Source organism: Coprococcus sp. BIOML-A2 (genome assembly GCF_009875795.1).
GTDB lineage: Bacteria > Bacillota > Clostridia > Lachnospirales > Lachnospiraceae > Coprococcus > Coprococcus aceti.
Genome location: NZ_WWSI01000001.1, coordinates 267,468 through 292,940, shown reverse-complemented (window position 1 = coordinate 292,940; position 25,473 = coordinate 267,468). Strand labels below are relative to the sequence as shown.

At 46.5% G+C, this 25,473-nt stretch carries 22 protein-coding genes; 20 read left to right on the top strand and 2 right to left on the bottom strand.

The features are described 5' to 3' along the window. Positions 1–61: 61 nt before the first annotated feature. Positions 62–613: a Predicted phosphoesterase or phosphohydrolase gene (locus GT575_RS01385; RefSeq protein WP_015534620.1), complete on the top strand. Its 552-nt coding sequence runs from the start codon at positions 62–64 to the stop codon at positions 611–613. 335 nt (positions 614–948) lie between these two features. Here GT575_RS01385 and GT575_RS01380 read toward each other — a convergent pair whose 3' ends face one another. Further along, positions 949–1,581: a TetR/AcrR family transcriptional regulator gene (locus tag GT575_RS01380; RefSeq protein WP_055145091.1), complete on the bottom strand. Its 633-nt coding sequence runs from the start codon at positions 1,579–1,581 to the stop codon at positions 949–951. A gap of 182 nt (positions 1,582–1,763) precedes the next feature. Here GT575_RS01380 and GT575_RS01375 point away from each other — a divergent pair, with 182 nt between their 5' ends. From GT575_RS01375 to fabG, 5 genes are all read left to right on the top strand, one after another. Further along, positions 1,764–3,881 carry an efflux RND transporter permease subunit gene (locus GT575_RS01375; protein WP_161171340.1) on the top strand — a complete coding sequence of 706 codons (2,118 nt, stop codon included), beginning with the start codon at positions 1,764–1,766 and terminating at the stop codon, positions 3,879–3,881. Between the two features lie 57 nt (positions 3,882–3,938). Next, positions 3,939–6,293, top strand: a complete 2,355-nt coding sequence (locus GT575_RS01370) for a hypothetical protein (protein WP_161171339.1) — start codon at positions 3,939–3,941, stop codon at positions 6,291–6,293. Positions 6,294–6,403: 110 nt separating this feature from the next. After that, the gene (acpP, locus tag GT575_RS01365; RefSeq protein ID WP_022216990.1) at positions 6,404–6,637 is read left to right on the top strand and encodes an acyl carrier protein; all 234 of its coding nucleotides are present in this window, start codon (positions 6,404–6,406) and stop codon (positions 6,635–6,637) included. A gap of 461 nt (positions 6,638–7,098) precedes the next feature. Continuing rightward, entirely contained in the window at positions 7,099–8,022 is a 924-nt protein-coding gene (gene fabD / locus GT575_RS01360) for an ACP S-malonyltransferase (RefSeq protein WP_015534623.1), read from the top strand. After that, entirely contained in the window at positions 8,015–8,755 is a 741-nt protein-coding gene (gene fabG / locus GT575_RS01355) for a 3-oxoacyl-[acyl-carrier-protein] reductase (RefSeq protein WP_022216988.1), read from the top strand. Before fabD ends, fabG begins: the two co-directional genes overlap by 8 nt. A 102-nt stretch (positions 8,756–8,857) precedes the next feature. On the opposite strand, the gene GT575_RS01350 is transcribed toward fabG, so the two are convergent. Next, positions 8,858–9,151: a helix-turn-helix domain-containing protein gene (locus GT575_RS01350; RefSeq protein ID WP_015534624.1), complete on the bottom strand. Its 294-nt coding sequence runs from the start codon at positions 9,149–9,151 to the stop codon at positions 8,858–8,860. Positions 9,152–9,473: 322 nt separating this feature from the next. Here GT575_RS01350 and GT575_RS01345 point away from each other — a divergent pair, with 322 nt between their 5' ends. The 14 genes from GT575_RS01345 to GT575_RS01280 all read left to right on the top strand — a co-directional run bounded on the left by GT575_RS01345 (position 9,474) and on the right by GT575_RS01280 (position 25,443). After that, positions 9,474–9,809, top strand: coding sequence for a cupin domain-containing protein (locus GT575_RS01345; RefSeq protein WP_117874424.1), 336 nt, complete (start codon positions 9,474–9,476; stop codon positions 9,807–9,809). Between the two features lie 20 nt (positions 9,810–9,829). Further along, entirely contained in the window at positions 9,830–11,080 is a 1,251-nt protein-coding gene (locus GT575_RS01340) for a glycoside hydrolase family 3 protein (RefSeq protein ID WP_161171338.1), read from the top strand. Positions 11,081–11,203: 123 nt separating this feature from the next. Next, positions 11,204–12,439 carry a beta-ketoacyl-ACP synthase II gene (fabF, locus tag GT575_RS01335; protein WP_161171337.1) on the top strand — a complete coding sequence of 412 codons (1,236 nt, stop codon included), beginning with the start codon at positions 11,204–11,206 and terminating at the stop codon, positions 12,437–12,439. A gap of 336 nt (positions 12,440–12,775) precedes the next feature. After that, positions 12,776–14,125 (top strand): aspartate aminotransferase family protein, encoded by a 1,350-nt coding sequence (locus tag GT575_RS01330; protein ID WP_161171336.1) that lies wholly within the window; start codon positions 12,776–12,778, stop codon positions 14,123–14,125. A 26-nt stretch (positions 14,126–14,151) separates the two neighbouring features. Then, a complete protein-coding gene (locus GT575_RS01325) occupies positions 14,152–15,726 on the top strand; it encodes an ABC transporter substrate-binding protein (protein WP_015534629.1) in 1,575 nt (524 codons plus the stop codon). A gap of 88 nt (positions 15,727–15,814) precedes the next feature. Beyond that, entirely contained in the window at positions 15,815–16,744 is a 930-nt protein-coding gene (locus GT575_RS01320; RefSeq protein ID WP_055145097.1) for an ABC transporter permease, read from the top strand. A 2-nt stretch (positions 16,745–16,746) separates the two neighbouring features. Beyond that, a complete protein-coding gene (locus tag GT575_RS01315) occupies positions 16,747–17,604 on the top strand; it encodes an ABC transporter permease (RefSeq protein ID WP_015534630.1) in 858 nt (285 codons plus the stop codon). A gap of 12 nt (positions 17,605–17,616) precedes the next feature. Next, on the top strand, positions 17,617–18,642 hold the full coding sequence (locus GT575_RS01310; RefSeq protein WP_015534631.1) for an ABC transporter ATP-binding protein: 1,026 nt from the start codon (positions 17,617–17,619) through the stop codon (positions 18,640–18,642). A gap of 4 nt (positions 18,643–18,646) precedes the next feature. Continuing rightward, positions 18,647–19,630: an ABC transporter ATP-binding protein gene (locus GT575_RS01305; protein ID WP_161171335.1), complete on the top strand. Its 984-nt coding sequence runs from the start codon at positions 18,647–18,649 to the stop codon at positions 19,628–19,630. Positions 19,631–19,652: 22 nt separating this feature from the next. Beyond that, on the top strand, positions 19,653–21,347 hold the full coding sequence (locus GT575_RS01300; protein ID WP_161171334.1) for an ammonium transporter: 1,695 nt from the start codon (positions 19,653–19,655) through the stop codon (positions 21,345–21,347). Between the two features lie 16 nt (positions 21,348–21,363). Then, a complete protein-coding gene (locus GT575_RS01295; protein ID WP_161171333.1) occupies positions 21,364–22,293 on the top strand; it encodes a choline kinase family protein in 930 nt (309 codons plus the stop codon). Positions 22,294–22,344: 51 nt separating this feature from the next. Continuing rightward, positions 22,345–23,580, top strand: coding sequence for a M20 family metallopeptidase (locus tag GT575_RS01290; RefSeq protein WP_161171332.1), 1,236 nt, complete (start codon positions 22,345–22,347; stop codon positions 23,578–23,580). 91 nt (positions 23,581–23,671) lie between these two features. Next, entirely contained in the window at positions 23,672–24,436 is a 765-nt protein-coding gene (locus tag GT575_RS01285; RefSeq protein WP_022216977.1) for a DeoR/GlpR family DNA-binding transcription regulator, read from the top strand. Between the two features lie 116 nt (positions 24,437–24,552). Then, positions 24,553–25,443: a precorrin-6B methylase 2 gene (locus GT575_RS01280; protein WP_022216976.1), complete on the top strand. Its 891-nt coding sequence runs from the start codon at positions 24,553–24,555 to the stop codon at positions 25,441–25,443. The last annotated feature ends 30 nt before the right edge of the window (positions 25,444–25,473 follow it).

The window sequence follows — 25,473 nt, the reverse complement described above, 5'->3', positions numbered from 1 at the left end:
TTATCCAGGCTGCTGCATATATTTACATGGTACGCTGAGTAGGAATGAGAGGTGATATTGTATGATATTTTATACGTCAGATCTTCATTTTGGACATGCAAATGCTATAAAATTTGATGAGAGACCATTTACAGATGTGGATGATATGGCTGATGGAATGATACATAACTGGAACAGCAGGGTAGGAAAGAATGATACAGTGTATATTCTCGGGGATTTCTGCTTTAAATTGAAAGATCCGGAGCCGATCCTTGCAAGACTTAAAGGACACAAGCGCCTCATCCTTGGCAATCACGATCAGGTAATAATGGGAAGTGAGAAGCTGCAGTCCTACTTCGACGATATACAGAAGATGGACTATGTGAGCGACAGAGGTAAGCTGATAGTTATGTGTCACTTTCCGATAGCTGAGTGGAATAAGAAGAAAAGCGGGGCATACCATTTCTATGGACATATCCACAAGAGCAGTCCTGAAGTGTACAGCTTCATGACCGGCCAGGGACGTGCTTACAATGTAGGCTGCATGATCAACAACTACATGCCGTGCACCGCTGACGAGATCATCCGAAATAACGAGATATATCAAGCCAGATTACAGTCAGAGGCTAAATGATAAGAGGTATAAGGACGTATGTATATGTAACTGGCAACCTGTATTTTCAAGTTTTGTAATTCCACATGCTTCCAATAACTGCCGGAAGTAAAATCAGAATGCATCATGCAGCGAAAACATAGAAGTAAATGGAAAAGAAGGAATAAGGAGGAATTGTATAATTATGAAAATATTAAATGACATATAGTGTAATTTAATGTTATAAAAAACCAGCCCATAGGTGTTAACGAAAAAGTAGATTACCACCGTGTAGGCTTTTTGCGCTTTCCCGGATGGGCACAATCCCTCGTCAGCACCTATGGGCGTCCGTCTCAGCACCCATGGGCGTCCGGCAGTTAATTCTTGGAAGGCAGCGTAATGTAATTTCGATCCACCGCCTGGAACAGCTTCGGCCGGAAGTCCTCCTTGGTGAGCTCGAATATGGAGTGTGACACCAAGAAGTAATAAGCCTCCACAGCCTGATCCACGTTGATACTCGTGATCTCCGGGCTGTTCAGGTATCCCTTGATGGCAACGGTGAGACCCATTACCAGATACTTACATATAATAAGAGGAGACAGCATAGGATTGTCAGGAATCTGATCCGTGTCAAATATCTTCAGGTGTTCCTTGAAGAAACTGGTGAACTGTTCGATCATGACCTGCTCAAAGCTGTTCTGCCCGGTTGTCTCAAAAAGCTTTCTGTAAAGCTTCGCTTCATTAATAATGTGTGTGAAGAGATATTTTATGGCCTCAAGGATCATGTTGTGCTCAAGCAGTACCTCCAGTTCCTTGGTCACCTCATTGTAGAGCATGTAATCCATCAGCTCATATTTGTCTTTAAAATGTCTGTAGAATATCGGTCTTGATATTCCGACGTCTTCAGCGATCATCGTGACAGTGATCTTATCAAAGGAATATTCGTTTACAAGCTTTTTGAAGCTTTTGATAATTTTATCTTCAGTCTTTTCCTCGCTTGGATTAGGCACTTTCCCAAACCTCCCTCAGTTTATAATTTGTTTATAATCAATTTTGAATATGTGTTCAAACGTTTGTTACAGATTAGCATATTTGTAACAAAATGTAAACGTTTTCGTATTTTGGGTAGTTTATTTAAGAAATATCAGGTTGTATAATCCACCACAGAATAGAAAAAGGAGATGTTATGGCTATGTTAAAACTAGGAGAAAAGATAGTAAGTGCGAGGGTCGTAATACTGATTCTCAGCTTAGTTCTTCTCATACCAGCGGCATACGGTTATATCAAGACCAGGGTAAACTACGATATTCTGTCATATCTTCCGAAGGATATCGAGACCATGGAAGGTCAGGATATACTGGTTGACCAGTTCGGTACAGGAGCCTTCTCGCTGTATGTGGTAGAGGGGATGGAAGACAAAGATGTATCCGCACTGAAATCAAAGATTGAAAAAGTAGACCATGTATCAAAGGTTATATGGTATGACAGCTTTGCAGACCTGTCAGTACCAAAGGATATGCTTCCTGAAAGCCTTTATGATGCATTTAATAATGACGAAAAGAATGCCACCATGATGGCCATCATATTTGATGATACCACATCGGCGGACGGCACAATGGATGCCATCGAGGAGATAAGAAGCATATCAAACAAGCAGTGCTTCCTGTCCGGTATGTCAGCGGTTGTCGTCGATACCAAGAAGCTGTCAGAGAAGGAAACCCCGATATACGTACTTATAGCGGTTATCCTGAGTAGTATCATCCTGGCGATCACAATGGACTCTATCATGATCCCGGTACTCTTCCTTGCAAGTATAGGAATGGCGATCGTGTACAACCTTGGATCAAATATCCTCATGGGTCAGGTATCATACATAACAAAGGCGCTGGCTGCGGTACTTCAGCTCGGAGTTACAATGGATTACTCCATATTCCTGTGGCACAGCTACAAGGCACAGCAGAAGGAATACACGGATAAGAAAGAGGCTATGGCACACGCCATCGCAGAGACAATATCATCAGTTGTGGGAAGTTCCATAACAACAGTTGCCGGATTCGTTGCACTGTGCTTCATGAGCTTTACCCTCGGACTTGACCTTGGTATCGTCATGGCAAAGGGTGTCGTACTCGGAGTTATCGCATGTGTAACGATACTTCCATCACTCATCCTTGTATTTGACAAGGCGATAGAGAAGACAACACACAGAGTAATACTTCCAGAGTTCAAGGGATTAGGAAAATTCATAGCTAAGCACTACAAAGTATTCCTTGTATTGTTCGTGATCATCCTGATCCCTGCAATATACGGATACAATCATACAAAGGTTTATTACAAGCTGGATTCATCACTTCCAGACAGCCTGGAGAGTGTTCAGGCCAACACAGAGCTGGCTGAGGTATTCAACATGAATTCAACACATATGATACTTGTCACAAATGATCAGAGTGACAAGGACACAAGAAACATGATGTCAGATATCGAGAACATCGATGGAGTTAAGTTCTGTCTCGGACTTGACAGCATCATTGGAGCAGGTATTCCAACCGACTTCATACCTTCAGATGTCACAGAGGCGCTCAAGAGCGATGACTGGCAGTTGATACTCGTCGGATCAGAGTACGAGGTTGCTTCAGATGAGGTTAACAATCAGTGTACAGAGATCGATAATACCATCGATTCATACAACGAGAAGAACATGCTGGTTGGTGAGGCTCCTTGTACAAAGGATCTTATCACTATAACAGATAAGGATTTCGCATCTGTAAGTACAGTATCCATCGGAGCGATATTCATCATCATCCTCTGTGTATTCGGTTCAATATCACTGCCAATCGTACTTGTGGCAGTCATAGAGTTTGCGATATTCATCAACATGGGTATCCCGTGCTTCACCGGAACAGAGATACCGTTCATAGCTTCAATAGTTATCGGTACTATCCAGCTCGGCGCGACGGTTGATTACGCCATACTGATGACAACGAAGTACAAGAGAAACAGACTGAACGGATACAGAAAGTTTGACGCCGTGGCAACAGCATGCCAGGAGTCAGTACAGTCCATAGTTGTCAGCGCACTTTCATTCTTCGCTGCAACATTTGGCGTAGGTCTTTACTCAGATATAGATATGATCAGCGCGCTGTGTACACTTATGGCTCGTGGAGCACTCATAAGTATGTGTGCAGTTATCCTGATGCTTCCATCAGCACTGATGCTCTTCGATAAGGTCATCATGTTCAGATACAGGAAGAACCTGATGGATGGACCATCAGCGAAGGTTAGCGATGAGGACACTGCAGCCACTCAGGCATAGCAGTTATAAACAGATGTAACTACGGAACTTTTGTAATCTATGAAAAGAGGTAATAATATGATCAAATGGAAGAAATATATATGCGTTGCATTATCAGCAGTTATGATGGCATCACTGGCAACAGGATGCGGAGATACAAATGACAGCTCATCCTCAGACAAGGCCGAGGCTACAACCGAGAGCGAGTCAGACACACTTCAGGATGCACTTACATCTGAGATATCCAAGGATGGCGCATCTGACGCAGACAAGGAAGAGACAGTATATGTCCTTGCCGATGCAAATGGAAATGCAAATGACGTTACAGTCAGCACATGGCTGAAGAACTCAGACGGTGCAGAGGGACTCAACGACAAGACAAACCTCACAGACATCCAGAACGTAAAGGGCTATGAGGAATACAAGGACAACGGCGATGGCACTATAACATGGGCTGCAAATGGATCAGATATCTACTATCAGGGCAAGTCAAATGAGGAGCTCCCTGTTGACGTAAAGGTAACATACAAGCTGGACGGCGAGGAGATAGAGCCTTCAGAGCTTGCAGGCAAGAGCGGTAAGGTCACCATCAGATTTGATTATACCAACAACACCAAGAAGACAGTTACAGTGGACAGCAAGAATACAGAGGTCATCTCACCATTTGTAATGCTCTCAGGAATGATCCTTCCTGTAGATAAGTTCTCAAACGTTCAGGTTGAGAATGGTAAGGTCATCTCAGAGGGAAGCAACCAGATCGTAGTCGGATATGCAGTTCCTGGATTCAAGCAGTGCTTACAGGATGGTATAAATGACAGCAAGATAGAGACAGCACTTGATAACATAGATGTACCTGATTATGTTGAGGTTACAGCGGATGTCACAGACTTCGAGCTCTCAATGACCATGACGGTTGCAGCAAGTGACCTTCTTGGATCAAGCGCAGAGGATGCCATAGACGAGGTTGAGGACAAGGCAGATGTGAGCTCACTCACAGACAGCGTAGGTCAGCTCGGTGATTCTGCAGATCAGCTCGAGGAGGGTTCAGGAAAGATCACAAATGGTCTGGAGACTCTGAAGGATGGTACTTACTCACTGAAGAAGGGCGCTGACACACTGGCAGACGGTGCAGCTTCACTTGAGACTTACACAAGCCAGCTTGCAGCAGGTACTTCACAGATATCAACAGCCATGGGAACTCTGGACGATGGAATCAAGTCCATAAAGGATGGTTCATCAGCTCTCAACGATGGTGCAAAGACATTGGCAACAGGAGCAAAGACAGTCGATACAAGCGTTGGCACACTCAAGAGCGGAGCTGACAAGCTGAGCAGTGGTGCAAAGGAACTTCAGGCAGGCTTTGAGGGAACAGACAGCAATCCTGGACTTTCCAAGGGCGCAAGCTCACTGGCATCAGGAGCAAGCAATGCATATGCAGGTTCACAGGCGCTTGCAAAGGGCGCTACAGAGCTCAATAATGGTGTGAACACATTGATCACCATGCTGACAGGAATGCCATCACAGATCGTAAGCCAGGCTCAGTCAAATGTATACAGCCAGCTCGGCGGTTCCATAACAAGCGAGGCCGGAATAGATGCGGCTATGTCACAGCTTGAAGGAGCACTTGCACTAGGTAAGACTACTCTGGATGCGGCAAAGGGCGATGGAACATACGATGCATATTTTGCACAGTACACAGGCCTTGCAAAGGCAAAGGGTGCTCTCAATGCGATCGATCAGATAGGAACGACCCTCACAGCTACTTTGACTTCAGAGGAGACAACAGCACAGATAACAGCATTACAGCAGGGTGCTGAGACACTGGATACCAAGATGGGCGAGCTGTCAACAGGACTCAAGACCATCAGTGACGGTGCTTCAAGCATTTCAACAGGAATCGATTCCGCATATGCAGGTGTCAAGGCAATCGCAAAGGGAACTGGAGATCTCTCAAGAGGTGCAGCAGCACTCAAGAAGGGTACAAAGACTCTCAGCGATGGAGCAGCTACAATATCAACAAATATGAACACACTGTATCAGGGAAGCTTAACACTGGCAAATGGAAGCAGCCAGTTAAAGACAGCGGCAGGAACTCTTGATTCAAGTGCAGGCCAGATCGCAGCAGGAGCAAAGACCCTCAGTGATGGAGCATCACAGCTTGACAGCGGAAGCAAGACTCTGAATGACGGAGCAAAGGAGCTTGTAACAGGTTCAAAGACTCTCAGCGATGGAATGAAGCAGTTCAACGAAGAGGGTATCAAGAAGATCACAAAGCTGTTTGCAGGCAACTATCAGGCAGACATTGATTATATAGAGGCACTCTTCTCAGACGACACAACTTACACAAGCTTCACAGGTACGATCGATGGTACAAAGAGCACAGTTAAGTTCATATATGAGACAGATGCGATCAAGTCTGACGCTGAAAAATAAGCGAAAAAACAATGAAAATCTTCGTGTTGACTTTACTGTAGCCTTAGGTTATAGTATAAGCGTCCGTGAGGATAATGGTAACATTTACTATAGTTTAGGAGGATTAAAACATGTTTGATAAGGTTAAGGCAATATTCGAGGAGCAGTTAGGAGTTTCACAGGACGAGATGAAGCTTGACACAAACTTCAAGGATGATCTTGGTGTTGATTCACTTGATCTTTACGAGATCGTTATGAAGCTTGAGGATGAGTTCGATGTTGAGATCCCTGCTGAGGAGCTCGATGACGTAGCTACATTTGAGGACGTACTTAACTACCTTAAGAGCAAGGGTGTTGAGGAGTAATATTGCTAACTGAACAGATTGGACTGTTTTGAATACATTTGTTATTCAAAGTTGTCATGTATCGGACATGACATAACTTTGGTAGCCAGCCAGGACATGAGTCCTGACTGACCATCCAAGGTTATATATATTATATGAGAGTTTATTTACAGCAGATGCTTTGAGCCGTGGGGCTTGATGGCATGTGCTTTTTTTATGCGTTAATACACCGCCAAGCGATGCCGGATTTTCGAGCTCGCTTGAAAAAATCCGGCATTACGAAGTGCGGAGCAAGCTGAAGTATTAACGCAGTATTAATTCTTGACCTTGCGATTTGCGGAGCCCTGTTCTATAATAAGGGATGGTTGACTTGGCTTCTGGATGTAGCATGAGAGATGGTTGATAAAATCCAGTACAGACAGACATCAATGATATGCGAATGTAAATCAATTACAAAATATAATAAAGGCGGTAAAAAAGAAATGGGTAAGACAGCAGTTATATTCCCAGGTCAGGGCGCACAGTATGTGGGCATGGCAAAGGATTTTTATGACAGTTTTGAGGACAGCAAGAAGGTATTTGACGAGGCAGATGACGTTCTGGATATAGAGCTTAAGAAGATCTGTTTCGAGGAGAACGATGACATCAACAAGACAGAGTACACACAGCCGGCCATGGTTGCTGCAGAGGTTGCCATATATGAGCACCTGAAGAACGCAGGTCTCAAGGCTGATGTATTTGCAGGACTCTCACTCGGTGAGTACAGCGCACTTGTTGCAGCAGGAGCCATGACTCTCGCTGACGGCATCAAGACAGTTAGAAGAAGAGGTATCCTTATGCAGAACGAAGTACCTCTCGGAATGGGCGGAATGGCAGCAGTCATAGCAATGGACGCTGACAAGATTGCCGAGATATGTGAGAACACACCTGGCAAGGTACAGATAGCAAACTACAACTGTCCTGGACAGATCGTTATATCAGGTGAGGCAGAGGCTGTTAAGGCAGCATCAGCAGCACTTGCAGAGGCTGGAGCCAAGAGAGTTATCCCACTTAACGTAAGTGGTCCATTCCACTCACAGATGCTTGTGCCTGCAGGTGAGAAACTTTACGACTTCCTTCAGGGCGTGGATGTTGCAGAGGGATTTGCTCCTTACTACTGCAATGCAGACGCAGAGGAGATCACAGACGCAGCAAAGGTTAAGGAGCTCCTGAAGAGACAGGTGTACTCATCAGTAAGATGGCAGCAGACAATAGAGAACATGATAGCTGACGGCGTTGATACATTTATCGAGGTTGGCCCAGGCAAGACTCTCACAGGCTTCATGAAGAAGATCAACAGAGAGGTAAAGAGTATAAATATTGCAACTGTAGACGATTTAGCGAAATTGGAGGAACTGAATGCTTAAGGATAAGGTAGCAGTAGTAACAGGTGCCGGAAGAGGTATCGGACGTGAGATAGCAAAGACATTTGCCGGATATGGCGCAAAGGTAGTAGTAAACTTCAATGGCTCAGAGGAGCGTGCAAACAGCCTGGTTGAGGAGATCAAGGCAGCAGGCGGAGAGGCAGTGGCTTTCAAGGCAAATGTGGCAGATTTCGCTGAGGCAGAGGCACTCATGAAGTTCGCAGTTGCTACATATGGAAGAATAGATATTCTCGTGAACAATGCGGGAATCACAAGAGACAATCTTGTACTTGGAATGAAGGAGGCTGATTTCGACGATGTTATCAATATCAACCTCAAGGGTACATTCAACTGTATCAAGCATGTGTACAGAACCATGATGAAGCAGAAGTACGGACGTATCATCAACATGTCATCCGTAGTAGGTATAGAGGGAAATGCAGGACAGGTGAACTACGCAGCATCCAAGGCTGGAGTTATAGGTATCACCAAGTCTATAGCCAAGGAGCTCGGAAGCCGTGGAATCACAGCGAACGCCATCGCTCCTGGATTCATCAAGACAGACATGACAGATGCACTCTCAGACAAGGCAAAGGAGGCTATGCTTGACCATATCACAGTCAAGAGACTTGGTGAAGTATCAGACATCGCTGAGACAGCAGCGTTCCTTGCTTCGGACAAGGCATCATATATAACAGGACAGGTCATCAAGGTTGACGGTGGAATGAGCCTGTAGGATATACAGATCACGATCTGGAATAATACAAATAGAAAACAGGGTATCGCAACAATGTTGTGATACCCTGTATCTGTAATATGAACATTATAAAGTTATATTTTATTTCTTGTTCAGTTTGGAGAATTCCTTTGCAAGCCCAAGAAGCTGTGCGTGCTGATGTTCTGTCAACTGGGTTGTATCAATATACTTGGCACTTGAATCATCCCCTTTGAGAAGATAATCAGTGGAGCAGTTGAAATATTCAGCGATGCGGAGAATCATGCTCACAGACGGGTCGATGGAATTGTTCTCCCAATTGCTTATAGTCTGGAATGCCACTGATAACTCCCCTGCAAGCTCTTTCTGTGTCATCTTGTTCGCGGTGCGCAGTGTTCTTAATTGTTCACCTATCATAATAATCAGAGCTCCTTTAAATCCAAAAAAACGTAGTGACCCTCACTAATTAATAATAGCTGAATGGTATTGGGTTTACAAAAGATAAAACTATACTTATAATAGAAAAATGGCTTTTTTTGTCATATTTTGGGCATTTGTTATTGATCAGATGTACTCTGATAGTAATGTGTGCATGCCAGGTTGTTTTGATTCGTACAAATGTCATAATAAATCATTACAACAATTCTAGTACGTTGATTTTTCAACATACTAGAATACTAAAAAGTGGAATAATACTATAAGCGAACAATATATCAGAATATATCAGGAGGTAACGAACATGGGAATCATGAAGAATATCGCACAGTCAGAGGTACTTAAGCTCAAGGATCAGGTGGCATATCAGGAGGGACAGGTCGTAAGTAAGACACTTGCCCAGAATGTATGTATGAGTATAACCTTATTTGCATTTGCCAAGGATGAGGAGATCAGCACACACGAGTCTGACGGAGATGCATTTGTGACGTGCCTTGACGGTGTGGGCGAGGTGACAATAGACGGTGTCAAGTATGAACTCCACGAGGGCGAGTCAATAGTAATGCCTGCAAAGCATCCACATGCCGTATACGGCAAGGAGCAGTTCAAGATGCTTCTGGTGGTTGTGTTCCAGTTGTAATTGAATCACGGAGAAAACCAATGAAAAAAGCAATTGTGGTATTGATCGTAATGGTGTGCCTGACAGCAGGAATATGGGGAATCTTCATGCTGAGAGGCAGTGCGGGGAAAGCCGGGGGCCACGTAGAAAATGACAATGGAAATACAGGCGTAGCTGCTGATGTCACGGAGAGAGGAACTACGACAGAAGAGCAGACCGAGGATAGCCAGGAAACGACGGAGGTGACCGAGGAGGAGAAGCCGAGTCTGGTGGATGAGACACTTGCTGGGATGACGCTTCATGAAAAGGTCTGTCAGATGATGTTTGTGACTCCGGAGGAGCTCACGGGAGAGGACGGCGTGACTGTGGCAGGGGATGCGACCAGACAGGCTCTGGAGAATTATCCTGTTGGCGGTATCGTGTACTTTGCGAAGAACCTTGAGAGTCAGGATCAGGTGAAGGAGATGATCGACAACTCCCAGAAGTACAGCAGTATAGGATTATTTGTGGCGACCGACGAGGAGGGCGGCGTAGTAAACCGCCTGATGGATACTGTCGGAACCACATATATAGGCTCCATGTACTATTACAAGGACGACGGAGACGAAACGGCATATGAGAACGCATACACCATAGCAAATGATATGTCGGCGCTTGGCTTCAATCTCGACTTTGCGCCGGTGGCGGACGTATGGTCGAACCCAGACAATACGGTTATTGGCGAGCGCGCATACAGTGATGACTACGCCCAGGCGGCAGAGCTCGTTGGAAATGCGGTGAAGGGCTTCAACGACGGAGGAGTCATGTGCACCCTGAAGCATTTCCCGGGGCATGGAGACACGGCGGAGGACTCACATTATAGCAGTGCCTATGTGCATAGAACAAAGGAAGAGATTATGGCGGATGAGATGCAGCCGTTCAGGTCGGGTATAGAGGCGGGGGCAGAATTTGTCATGGTCGGACATCTTATCGTCCCGGATATAGACGAGGTTCCAGCCACTCTCTCATACAAGATAGCGACCGGTATTCTCAGGGATGAACTGAAGTTTGAAGGAGTTGCCATAACCGATTCATTTGAGATGGAATCCATAGCGGACAATTACAGTGTGGATGATGCGGTAGTGATGTCGGTAAAAGCCGGAATGGATATGATACTGCAGCCGAAGGATATGGCGTCGGCGGTGAATTCCATAGAACAGGCAGTGGCGGACGGCGAGCTGTCAGAGGACAGGATAGACGAGAGCGTCCGAAGGATACTCACCCTGAAGGAGAGCCGCGGACTGCTCAAATAGCAAACTATGTAGTAATCAAAACTATTTAACCTTGTTATATATATTACATTGTGGTAAAATTGTTTTTATCTGGGGTGCAAAAATGCACTGTCAGCAGATAGAATGAAAAATACGAGGTATGAGATGAAAAGAGTAGTTGTAACAGGCATGGGTGCTGTGACACCTATAGGAAACAGTGTAGAAGAATTCTGGGATAATATAAAGAAGAATACAGTTGGTATCGGAGAGATCACAAAGTTTGATGTCAGCGATTACAAGTGCAAGCTTGCTGCTGAGGTGAAGAACTTTGATCCAAAGCAGTATATGGATCCAAAGGCGGCAAGACGTATGGAGCCATTTTGTCAGTATGCCATAGCAGCTACAGGCGAGGCGATCAAGGATGCAGGTCTTGACCTTGAGAAGGAAGACAGAACAAGGATCGGAACATGTATAGGAAACGGACTTGGCGGTGTGGCAACCATAGAGAAGGAGCACAAGAAGGTTGTAGAGGGCAAAGCGAACAGAGTCAGTGTAATGATGGTTCCTATGATGATATCCAACATGGCTGCGGGCAATGTTGCAATACAGTTTGGCCTTGAGGGCAAATGTACTGACATAGTTACAGCCTGTGCCACAGGAACAAACTCTATAGGAGAGGCTTACAGATATATACAGGCAGGAGAGGCCGATGTCATGGTTGCAGGTGGTGCAGAGTCACCTATCTGTGAGACAAATGTATCAGGATTTATCTCAATGACAGCGCTTTCAAGTGCAGAGGATCCTATGAGAGCGTCCATACCATTTGACAAGGACAGATGTGGATTTGTAATAGCAGAGGGCGCAGGAGTTGTTGTACTTGAGTCACTTGAGCATGCTCAGGCGAGAGGTGCCCAGATCCTGGCTGAGGTAGTCGGATATGGTTCAACCTGTGATGCATATCACATCACATCCCCTAAGGAGGATGGAAGTGGTGCAGGACGTGCCATGAAGCTTGCCATGGAGGAGGCCGGAATCACACCTGCTGACGTTGACTACATCAACGCACATGGAACAAGTACCCATCACAATGACCTCTTTGAGACAAGAGCCATCAAGTATGCTATGGGCGATGACGCATACAACGTGAACATCAATTCCACAAAGTCCATGATAGGACATCTGTTTGGAGCTGCCGGAGCAGTTGAGTTCATAACATGTGTGAAGTCCATAGAGGATTCATACATCCATCCAACAGTTGGTCTCCGCGAGACAGAGGGTGAGATGGATCTCAACTACACCATGGGCGAAGGTGTACACAAGAATATTACATATGCGCTCAGCAACTCACTGGGATTTGGCGGACACAACGCAAGTATACTTGTGAAGAAGTTCGAGGCATAATACAGGCAGGATTACTGATAATTACATATAACAGGAAAACATCACTTCAGACACAGGGGTGATGTTTTTTTGTGCGCTGCCCCAGGTTAATAAAATAAATATTTGGGGGACATAAACTAATAAAACCACAAAACAACACAAAAAAACATGAAAAACAAATGAAAACCAGAAAAACCCACAAAATGTGTTGACAATCCCACATGGCGTGGCTATGATACAAAGCAAAACAGAAGCGCGTATCTGATTTTAGAGTGCAAAGGGGCACGGAGATAGAACTGTAAAGTTTCATCTCTGTGCCCCTTTTGTTTTAACAGGGAAATCTTTTGGAGGTGGAATATGGCTACTAAATCAAGCATTATGGACACTAACAGCTACAGTGATGACTACAGTTCACTGCTCAGTAACACGACAAGGGATATGATAAACCGCCGTGAGAAATGGATGGGTGGCGCATACAGACTTTTCTATAGAAAGCCGGTCAACCTTGTGAGAGGACAGGGACAGTACCTCTGGGATGCAGAGGGGAATAAATATCTGGACATGTACAACAATGTGGCAGGAATCGGTCATTGCCATCCTGCTGTGGTCGAGGCAGTTACAGAGCAGATGAAGCTTTTAAATACCCACACACGTTATCTGCATGAGAGGATCATTGATTACAGTGAGGATCTGCTGAAGATGATGCCGGACGAGATAGACAAGATAATGTTCATGTGTACCGGTTCTGAGGCAAATGACCTGGCACTCCGAGTGGCACAGGAATACACGGGCGGCACCGGAATCATAGTTTCAAGGGAGGCGTACCACGGAACAAGTGCTCTGACATCTGGATGTTCACCAGCCCTTGGAAGTGAGCAGCCACTGCTTCCGAATGTAAGACTCATTGAGACACCTGACTATTACAGACATGGCGGTACACCTGAGGAGTTCACCGCATGGTACTCAGGAGAGATGCAGAAGAAGATCGATGAGCTTGCGGCTGCAGGATATAAGTTCTCATGCTTCCTTGCAGATTCTATATTCTCATCAGATGGAGTACATCCGAATCCGGTCGGTTTCCTGAAGGCGGCCATCGATGTGGTACATAAGAATGGCGGTGTATTCATAGCTGATGAGGTGCAGCCGGGATTTGCAAGAACGGGAGATGCGTTCTGGGGATTCGCCAGACATGGGATCATACCTGACATGGTGACAACAGGAAAGCCTATGGGTAACGGAATCCCGATATCAGGACTTGCCGCCAAGCATGAGGTACTCGCCGCATTCAGCGACAAACTTCCATATTTCAATACATTTGGAGGAAATCCAGTGGCTATCGCAGCCGCACAGGCTGTGCTTAATGTCATAAAAGAAGAAAAGCTGCAGGATCATTGCAAGGTGGTCGGTGCAAAGCTTCTGAAAGCATTGCAGGAGGTAAAGGACAGACATCCTGATTCTGTGGGAGACGTCAGAGGCGCAGGCCTGTTCATTGGATTTGAGCTTGCGAAGAATGACGGCAAGAAGACTCCGGATCAGCAGAAGGCACTGGATGCCATCGAACTTCTGCGAGACAACAATGTACTGACTTCTGTTGCAGGCCCTTATGGAAATGTCTTAAAGCTTCGTCCGCCTATGGCATTCCAGGAGTGCGATATCGACTGGATAGCATCAACCCTCGATAAATGTCTGCATCAGCTTGAGTCATAGATAACACACGAAAAGGAGGAAGAATTATGAAAAAGAAGATTTGCTCAATACTTTTGGCAGCCGCACTGGCACTTACGGTGACTGCATGTGGAAGCTCTGGAGGAAGTACAGATGGGAGCACACAGGCAGTGACAACAAGCTCTGAGTCCAAGACGGACAAGGACACACTGGTGATCCTGGGAGCAGAGAACTGGCAGGCATCACTCAGCCCACTGAAGCACACTTCCACGATGATGCTTCACGCAGAGGCCATAGCTCTGGAACATCTACTGGTCATGGATGAGAAGACACAGGAGCCACAGCCTAATCTTGCTACTGAGTGGTCATATGACGACAGTCAGACAGTCTTGACGGTCAAGCTTCGTGAGGGCGTAAAGTTCCACGACGGTTCAGACTTTACCGCAGAGGATGCCGCAGCATCATGTGAGGCATATTCAAGCTCACAGAACGTATCCGGTTCATGGTGGGCAGATGAGTTAAAGTGTAAGGTCATAGACGATTATACATTTACCATAACTCCGGCATCGGGAAAGCCTCTTGGCTCTCTGGTCAACATGCTTTGTTCAACTCCGATAATGTCCGCTGACGATCTTGCAGATCCTGAGAACACTCTGGATAAGAGATACAACGGAACCGGCCCATACAAGATGGTAAGCTTTGAGAACGATACAGCGACATATGAGCTGTTCGACGATTACTGGGGAACTCTTCCTAAGATAAAGAAGATCGAGTACAAGTACGTTGCGGATGCCACAACACGTCTGTCAGCATTGCAGTCAGGTGAGGCCGATGTCATCGAGCGTGTTGATTCCGATGCGGTGTCTGTGCTTGAGTCAGACAGCAATATCGTGGTTGACAAGTTTCTCACCACAGAGTGTAAGCACCTTATTCCAAAGTTCAAGATGCCGCCTATGAATGAGAAGCTCGTCAGAAAGGCGATAGCCTACGCGATCGATTATGACGGAATCGTAAATGATATATTTGGCGGATATGCAGAGAAGGCAGACAGCTTTATTTCCTCAACTATCTGGGGATACAAGGCAGTTGGCGGAGTTGGTGAATATGATCCTGAGAAGGCTGCAGAGTGCCTGAAGGAAGCCGGCTATGAGAATGGCGAGGGCCTTCCAGAGCTCAACATTTACACATCCGTTGGTTTTTACCCTAAAACAAAGGAATATTACGAGTACATTGCAGCTTGTTTACAGGCTGTCGGTATCAACTGTAAGGTCGTTCCACTTGATACTTCATCATGGGGCGATGTGTTATATGAAGAAACTCCTTGCTACATGATCGACTGTGGATGGCAGCCATCAGGTATCGAGCCTGAGCTGAAGCTGAATTCATGGTATGCAGCAGGTCGAATCAGCCACTATGAGCCTACGGCAGAGCTTCAGGACATCATGGACAGATTCGCAACTGAGACAGACCCAGATAAGAGAAAGCAGATCCTTCAGGACGAGTACCTTCCGGCCCTGGCAGAGGAGATGCCTGATATCCCTATCATCAAGTCCATGACTATCTTCGGAGTAAGATCAAATGTCAAGGGTCTTGAGTACACAAGTGGTGCAGATTATATCTTCACAAATGTCACAAAAGAGTAAGCGTATAGCAATATATTAGATTCACAAAAAGGGGCTGCATGTGTAAGGATACAGCATGTGGCCCTTTTTAAGAAGGGAGGAAATCAAAGTGCTGGGAACCGTTTTAAAAAGACTTGCACAGGGCATTTTTGTTACCTTTTGCGTTATATTTATCAGCTTTGTAATACTTCGAATGATACCGGGAGATCCGGCGAAGGTCATGGCTCCGACAGCAACAGTAGAACAGCAGCAGGCGATCAGAGACAGTATGGGACTGGAAAAGTCCATCCCGGAGCAGTTTAAAATGTACATGGTGAATCTGTTCCATGGAGATCTTGGAGAGTCATATTTCAAGAGCGATACAGTCCTGAATGTTATGGAGCAGGCCACACCTTTATCATTGATACTGCTGATATCTTCAGTGGTCATATCGATCATATTATCCCTGATCCTGGGAACCATCGCAGGACTAAATGGAAATAAATGGGAGGATCGTCTCATCTCGAGTATTGCGGTACTGTTCCAGTCAATGCCTAACTACTGGGTATCCTCCGTGTTGATCATTATTTTCTCAGTCAGACTTGGACTGCTGCCGTCAATGGATTATTCGGGACCTGCATCCTGCGTGCTCCCGACAGTTGCACTGGCACTTCCGCTTACGGCGGTGCTCACCAAGGTGGTGCGTTCCTCACTGATCGACAGTTACAATCAGGAATTTGTCAAGGTTGCATATGCGAGAGGAATATCGACAGTGGCGATATATTTCAAATACGCACTCAGGAATTCACTTATCCCTGTACTGATATCCCTAGGAACACAGCTTGGCTTTCTGGTAGGAAGTATCGTTGTTGTCGAGTATGTATTTAACTTCCCGGGAATCGGATACACGGTGTTAAATGCGATCCTTCGAAGAGACTACAACCTGGTCCAGGGAATTATCATTCTGTTTTCCGTATTCTTTATTGTTTTGAATATTGCCATTGATCTTGGAAGTATCCGTCTTGATCCACGAATGAGAAAAGCACAGGGAGGACTGTAATTATGAAGAAAAAAAGTAAATTTAGATCAGTCCTTCAGTGGATTGGTAAAAACAAATTATTTACACTTGGAATCATTATTGTAGGAATCTATCTCCTTGCCGGAATCTTTGCGCCGCTCATCGCGCCGTCGGACCCGGGCAAGGCAAATCCATCCATCAGATTATTGAAACCATTTCAGGATCCGGCACACTGGCTGGGAACTGATGCCATAGGACGTGATCTGTTCTCGAGACTTTTGTATGGAATCCGTACCTCAGTCATAATTGGTTTCTGCAGCGTTCTGCTGGCCGCTCTCATAGGACTGATAGTCGGAATCATATCCGGTCTCACAAGTCCGGGACCTCTGGATTCAGTGCTGATGAGAATCACCGATGTACAGATGGGATTCCCATTTATCGTACTTGCCATGATCGCACTCACACTGTTCGCACCTAATGAGGTGTCGGTAACCATAGTGCTGAGTCTGGCACTGTGGCCGGCCTATGCGAGAACGGTGCGGTCAAATGTAATACCCCAGAAGAGCACAGATTATATCGCAGCGGCAAAGCTCATGGGGGCGAGCTCATGGAGGATATCCACGAAGTATATCGGCAAGAATCTGATCCCTGCCATGCTTCCTCTTATACCGCTTGATATCGCCGGAATGATCATCAACGAGAGCTTGCTCAGCTACATGTCACTCGGTATAAATCCGCCAAAGATATCCCTTGGAAACATAATGTCCGATGCCCGTGGCTATATTGCATCTGATGCATGGTATATCATGATCCCCGGCATCGTTCTTATCATCATGGTTCTCGGACTGAATTTTATCGGTGACAATCTTCAGGTTCATTTCGATCCAAAGCTTCGCAAATAGGAGGATAACAGTATGGATAATAATACAGAAAAAGATACAGATGTGATCCTTGAGGTAAAGGATTTAAAGACCTATTTCAAGACCGGTCCGCACAAAGTCGTGAAAGCAGTTGAGGGAGTCAACTTCTCACTGCGGAAGGGCAAGGTGCTTGGAATAATAGGAGAGAGTGGTTCCGGCAAGAGCGTGACGGCGAGATCGATACTGAGGATCGTGGAATCTCCGGGTTACATAGCAGGCGGCGAGATCAGGTTCAAAGGTCAGGATATACTGAAGCTCCCGGAGAAGGAGATGAAGAGCATCCGTGGAAATGAGATCTCCATGATATTCCAGGATCCTACTACATCGTTCAATCCCTACATGACAATTGGAGCACAGCTTGCCGAGGCCTATAACGCACATACCCCATCGGGTTCAGAAAAGGCAAAACAGGAGATAATGAGAGTTCTCAAGCTTGTCGGAATAACCAACGGCGAGGAGGTCATAAAGAAATACCCGTGTGAGTTCTCAGCGGGTTTCAGACAGAGGATATTCATAGCGATGTCAATGATATTGTACCCGGATCTGCTCATAGCGGACGAGCCTACAACAAGTCTTGGAATCACCATTCAGGCGGAGATCATCGAAGCCCTCAGTGAGGTGCAGAAGCAGACCGGCATCTCCATCATGATAATCACCCACGACTTTGGCGTGGTGTCCCAGTTCTCAGACGACATATTTGTCATGTATGCGGGAAGATGCGTGGAGTCGGCATCCAAGAAGGATCTGCTCAGAAATCCAAAGCATCCTTATACGGTTGGACTTATCCGTTCTGTTCCGCTTCTCGAGGCTCGTAAGACGAAGAGACTGAAATCCATTCCGGGATTCCCGCCGGATATGTCAAATGTCCCGGAGGGATGTCCATTTGCTTCCCGTTGTGAATATGCGAAAGATATATGTCATAAAGAGGTGCCGGCACTGAAACCGGTTGGAGAGGGACATATGTGTGCCTGCCATTTCCCACTGGATTATGACATTAACGAAGATACAGAATTGGGGTGATCATATGAAGGATATAGTATTATCTTGCGATAATCTGTTGAAGCAGTATCCGGTGAAAAAGGGAATGTTCAACAAGGTTGTCGGACAGAAGAACATAGTCGACCATGTCTCGCTGGAGCTGGAAAAGGGCAAGACACTTGCGATCGTCGGAGAGTCGGGCTGTGGCAAGACGGTGCTGACGAGAGTCCTGCTGGGAATTGAGGACAAGACGGACGGAAGTATCATATTTGAAGGGAAATCAGTGGACGATATGACGCCCCAGGAAAAGAGCGATATGAAGGCAAAGATACAGATGATCTTTCAGGACACTCTGGGATCGATGCATCCGAGAATGAGTATCCGTGAATCACTTGAGGAGCCATTGATCCTGAATGGAGTGAAGGACAAGGAGGAGAGGGAGAAGATCATTCTGGACACACTTTCACAGGTCGGAATGGCACCGATGTTCCTTGACAGATACCCGCATCAGTTATCCGGTGGACAGAGACAGAGGATAATCATAGCGCGGTGTCTGGTTGTCACACCGAAGATCATATTTGCCGATGAGCCTATATCGGCACTGGACGTGTCATTGCAGGCACAGGTCATAAATATGCTGATGGATCTGCAGGACAAATATAAGTTGTCCATGCTGTTGATCGCCCACGATCTGGCTGTGGTGAGACAGATCGCGGATCAGATAAAGATCATGTATTTCGGAGAGATAGTCGAGAGTGCACCGAGCAGCGAGATATACAAGAATGCGCAGCACCCATATACAAAGGTTCTGCTCAAGGCGGCTCCGAGTATAAGCAAGGGACTTGAGGATGCGGGCTTTGACATAGACCTTAAGCCAGGTGATATACCTGATCCGGCAAAGCCGATGCCGGGATGTCCGTTCTGTACACGCTGTATATATGCGGATGAACGTTGCATGAAGGAGCGCCCGGAGGAGACAGAGGTATCACCGGGACATACGGTTCGCTGTCACAAGGCAGGACAGATATAACAGAGATTAAGGAGGAATCGTGATGGAATATAGTGCAGTCAGTACGATATGGATTATGGTAGGAACGGTACTCATTTTCTTCATGCAGGCGGGCTTTGCGATGCTTGAGACCGGCATGACGAGGGTAAAAAATGCAGGAAATATCGCCATGAAGAATCTGGTTGACTATTGTATCGGTTCGGTGACGTTCTGGTTGATAGGATTCGGAATTATGTATGGCGGCGACGGAGCTGTACTGGGTAAGATCAAAGGTGTGGCAATGGAATCGGTATATGGAGGCGGCATGCTTCCTGACGGGATCCCATTCTGGGCATTCCTGATATTTCAGACAGTATTCGCTGCGACGGCGGCGACCATCGTGTCGGGTGCCATGGCGGCGAGAACTAAATTTGCAGCATATTGTATCTACAGTCTGATGATAAGTCTGGTGATCTATCCTATATCGGGACACTGGATATGGGGAGACGGTTGGCTGGCACAGCTCGGATTCCATGATCTTGCCGGATCCACAGTTGTACATATGGTGGGCGGTGCCGCTGCATTTGCAGGAGCGTGGATGCTCGGCCCGCGTATCGGAAAGTATTCAAGAAGCGGAAAGTCGAAGAAGATACCGGGACACAGCATGCCGCTGTCAGTGCTTGGAATATTTATCCTGTGGTTTGGCTGGTTCGGCTTCAACGGAAGCTCGGTTCTGCCACTGACAGGAGATACGGTGTCGCTAGTTGGCAAGGTGTTCTGTAACACCAATCTATCCGCTGCGGCTGGAGCAGTCACAGCGATGTGTATAAGTTGGGCGTGGAAGAAGAAGCCAGATATCGCCATGACACTCAACGGCGCTCTGGCAGGCCTGGTTTCTATCACTGCGGGAGCCGACGTTATAAGTACACCACTTGCGGTGTTGGTCGGAATCGTGGCCGGAGCGATAGTAGTTGGGGGAATGCATTTCATAGAGAACGTGGTAAAGATAGATGATCCTGTGGGAGCCATCGCGGCACACGGATTCGGTGGCCTGTGGGGAACTGTAGCGGTTGGATTGTTCTCAGACGGAACCGCCACAAAGACAAAGGGCCTGCTGCTCGGCGGTGGTGGCTACCAGTGCGGAATCCAGATCCTTGGCGGAATAGTTGTGTTCCTGTATGTATTTGCAGCTTCGGCACTACTGTTCAAGATCGTTCAGAAGACCATCGGCCTTCGTGTATCGGCTGAGGATGAGATGGATGGACTGGATATCAGTGAGCACGGATTTTCAAATACTTACACAGAGGTGCTGTCCTCAGACGGAATAAGCGCGCCTATGATGAATGTGCCTGAGATCGATGGCAAGGCATTTGACAGCACAGAAAATGCGGAGAATCTTAACATATCCAAGGTGGTCATCATAGCGAGAAAGAACAAGCTTGACGCACTGCTTCACGCCATGAATGACATAAATGTAACTGGAGTTACGATCACGGATGTGACCGGATATGGTATACAGAAGGGAAATAATGACAAATATTACCGCAGCTCGGATGCGGATCTGAACCTGCTCCCTAAGGTGAAGGTCGAGGTCATAGTCAGCACTGTACCTGTGTCCAGGGTTGTGGAAACTGCGGAGAAGGTGCTGTACTCCGGTAACTATGGCGATGGCAAGATATTCGTATACGATGTGAAAAATGTTGTGAAGGTTAGAACCGGAGAGGTTGGAAGAGAAGCATTGATTGATGAGAGCAAGTAGGAGAGGAGGCTTTTTTATGCGCAAGACAACAATTGATGAGGCGATCGCAAGGGTCGATGACTGGAAGGGCAAGGAGATCAGTTACAAGCCCGTTTCAGGAGGAATAACGAATCCGAATTTCAAAGTGGATGTGGAGGGAGAGCATTTCTTCCTCAAGATACCGGGAGCCGGCACGGATTACATAAACCGTGAAGTATGCCACGAGGCAAATGTGATCGCGGACGAGAGCAAGGCAGGCCCAAGAGTCTATTATTATTTCGAGGATACAGGTGTTGAGATATTCCAGTGGCTTGACGGCTACCGCCAGGTGACATTTGGCGATGTGTATGACAAAGATATATTCCAGTCGATATTCGAGAGGATCAGGGACTTCCACCATCTCGAGACAAAGCCGCTGAACCTGAAGCAGAGCATATTTGAACAGGCGTGGGATATGAACGCAAGGGCGAAGAAGGGCGGCTATATATCACCGTTTAATGACAAGATGGAGTATCTGCTCTCTGCTATTGAGAAGGCGCTGGCGGGCAGTGAGGAGCTGTGTCCGTGCCACAATGATTTCTGGACAAACAACCTGATGTACAACGAGGAGACAGATGATCTGAAGATCATAGATTATGAGTATGCGTCCATGAATGATCCTTATGTGGATCTGGGGCTGATATCTGCTGTGAACTATTTCACCGAGGATATGGACGTGGAGATGATGAAGATATACGGCGGAGGCAAGGTTGATGAGAGAGCATTTGCTAGAATGAAGCTGAACAAGATAGCCTGCGATATCAAGTGGGCGTATTGGGCACTGTATCAGGCGGCCAGCTCCAACGTGGAGTTTGATTACATGAACTGGTATGGACAGAAGATGGCGAGACTGCAGCATTTCTGGCTCGATTCAAGGCTGGATTACTGGCTCGACGTTGCGAGGGAGAAGAGTACCCGTATCAGTTGATGATCAGCAGATCGTATTATGAAACCGGTTCAGGAAAGGGAGATGTATAGCATGAAGGATTATTATAAGAATATGGAAGATTCATGGGTAGAATTTGTCAGTAAGAATATACGCGCACAGGCATATTCCGGGGAGGAGAAAGCCACCTCGGAGGTGTTTATGCAGGCCATGGATGAGCTTGGTATTGAGCATTTCCGCGATGAGTGCGGCAACGTGGTCGGAGTCATCCGCGGAGAGGGTGACGGTCCAAACGTGCTTCTGACTGGACATATGGATGTTGTGCCTGAGGGAAGCATAGATGCATGGAGTCCGTATTTGCCATTTGAGCCGAAGGTGGAGGATGGAAAGTTATACGGCAGAGGCATAAGCGATATGCTTGCTGGCCTGACTTCGGAATTCTTTGCATTTATGGAGATCAAAAAGCTGGTGGATGCCGGGGCGAAGATATCGGGCAATCTTATATTTGCTACAGTCGTCTATGAGGAGCCGGCGGAGAGTATCGGAACGATTTATCTTATGGAGCACACTCTTCCGGAGCACGGCCTTGATGTTGACCTGTGCTATCTGGGGGAGCCGTCAGACGGCAATCTTGCCATCGGACAGCGAGGCAAGATCGAGCTTGTCATAGAGGTGTACGGTAAGGTGGCGCACTCGTCCGCTCCGCAGGAGGGCATAAATGCTGTTGAGAAAGCGCTCCCTATAATGGATGCGATCATGCATAACTTTGGCAGTGAACCGCTCGTACATGAGATGGGTAAGACGTCCATGGTCATCACTGATGTGGTGGTAACACCGGGACAGAAGTATTCCTGTGTGCCGGACTATTGTGAAATCACAGTGGATCAGAGATATGTGCCACCTATTACCATAGAGGATACGGTGAGCAGGGTTCAGAAATTCCTGGATGAGCAGAAGAAAAAGGATCCTGAGCTCAGAGCTGTCGTTCATCCGAGAATGAATAAGAGGACGTGTTACACCGGTTATGAGACGGAGGCGGCAAAGCAGCATCCGGCGTGGGTGACCGGCAAGGATAATGAGTATGTCGAGCTGACATACAGGACGCTTAAGGAGCTTGGTCAGGATGTTGAGAAGATATACTGGCAGTTTGGAACCGACGGAAGCGTTATATGCGGCAAATACAACATACCGACTATAGGATATTCGGGTGCGATGATGAGTCAGGCGCATCAGGCACAGGAGCATGTGGAGATCGACAGGATCCTCGACTGTATAGAGGGATATACTGCGGTTCTCTGCAGGCTGTATGGACTGGATATGTCGGAATAAAGGTTTACACGGCACCGCTTATTTTGATACAATCATGTTGCAGGTCAGAAAACATAGGGCTCAGTTTATAAGGAAGTAAGGGAGGGGACAGATGTTAGCAGATCAGCGTAAACAGATAATATTGGATCAGGTAAATCTTAATCATTCGGTTACTGTTGCCAGACTGGTTGAGCTGCTGGGCGTGTCGACCGAGACGGTGAGACGTGATCTTGAGGATCTTGAAAATAACAACATGCTCACGAGGGTACACGGCGGTGCGGTTTCTGTGAAGAAGAGATACCGGTTTGAGGATATGGATGTCAGGGGCACATCCAATATGGAACTCAAGGAGCAGATAGCCAGGAAAGCGCTTGAGTATGTGAAGGATGGAGACACCATAGCGATAGATTCAGGCAGCACGGCGTCATTGTTCGCCATGGCACTGAAGGCGCGCAATTTTGACTCACTATCCGTCATAACCTATTCCTCGGAGGTGTTCTCCATATTATCGGAATGTGGAAATTACAGGATAACCCTGCTGGGCGGTGAATATCTCCCGAAGGAGAAGTTGTTTTATGGCTTCCTGACACATGAGGCGATGCAGAAACTGTATTTTTCAAAGGCATTTGTAGTACCTTCGGCACTTTCGGTCGAGGATGGCGCACATGATTTTATAAGGGAGACCTATGAGAATCAGTGCATGCTGATAGGCCATGCTAGCGAGGTATTTCTGCTGGCGGACAGCACGAAATTCGAGACAAAGGGAGATTTCAAGCTCAGTGATCTCCAGCCTGAATTCACCATCATAACCGACGATAAGCTTCCGGAGTCCGTATACAATATGTATAGAGATCACAAGCTGAACGTGGTAAGTTGATGACAGTCAAAAAAGTGTCTGTTTGCCTCTCTTTGGGTGTACAGAAGATCGATAAAATAGTATAATAAATGTGCTATATAAAAGATTGGACGGACAACTAAAGGAGGGTTATGGTTATGTACGAGAACAAGGATATGCTCAGTTGGCTTGGCTATTTTGCAGACATGATGAAGGTCAGTCCTGAGAAGATAAAGATGCTGAATATATGCGGAAAGCAGAAGAACGTTGTTCCGACTATAGACACACACAAGAGAGTTCTTATATTTGCAGATCAGAGTCATGAGGATCTGTTGTATACGCTTTGGGAGAAGGGCTTTGGCGAGTATGACATGTGGTATGCAGAGGGTGTGGAGCCCGGCGGCGAGGTTCATCATGACAAGCTGGAGAAGGTGCTGAACAGGAAGATAACAGGGCCAACAGTTATATTCATCATGAATGAGAAGACAAGGGAATCCGTCAGATACGGAATTGCAAATGATTTCTTCTCGGCTGGAACAGTACACTATGTCGGCAAGGAGATAAGAGCAGTCATCATGAGTCTGCTGGATGTGGATACGCATGACACCATCTTGGCACTCCAGGCCGAGAGTATAGTCATTGAGGCTGCGATCGTGGCAAGCGAGGGCAACATTATAGCCGTTGAGCCGGACGAGGGTTCGAGAAGATCCATGGAGGAGAATGTTGACAAGTTCGGAGTACATAATGTACAGATAATCCCAGATATGAGCGAGGACACTCTGGCAGCCATACCTGTTCCGAGACTGGCATTCATAGTTGCAAATCATTATCTGGAGTCAGATATGGAGAGACTGCTCAAGATCAATCCGAATATGCAGTTTGTCATATACACACTTGATCTTGGAATACTTGCACAGGCAAAGCTCATATTTGACAAGCTCGGAATAAAGAATATGGAGGCTATTCAGATATCTGTATCCAAAACCAACAAGGACAACATGTTCGTTACCCAGCCGTCACCATGGCTTATCACCGGTGGAGCAGAGTAATCGACATCATAATATTTATATATAAGAAAA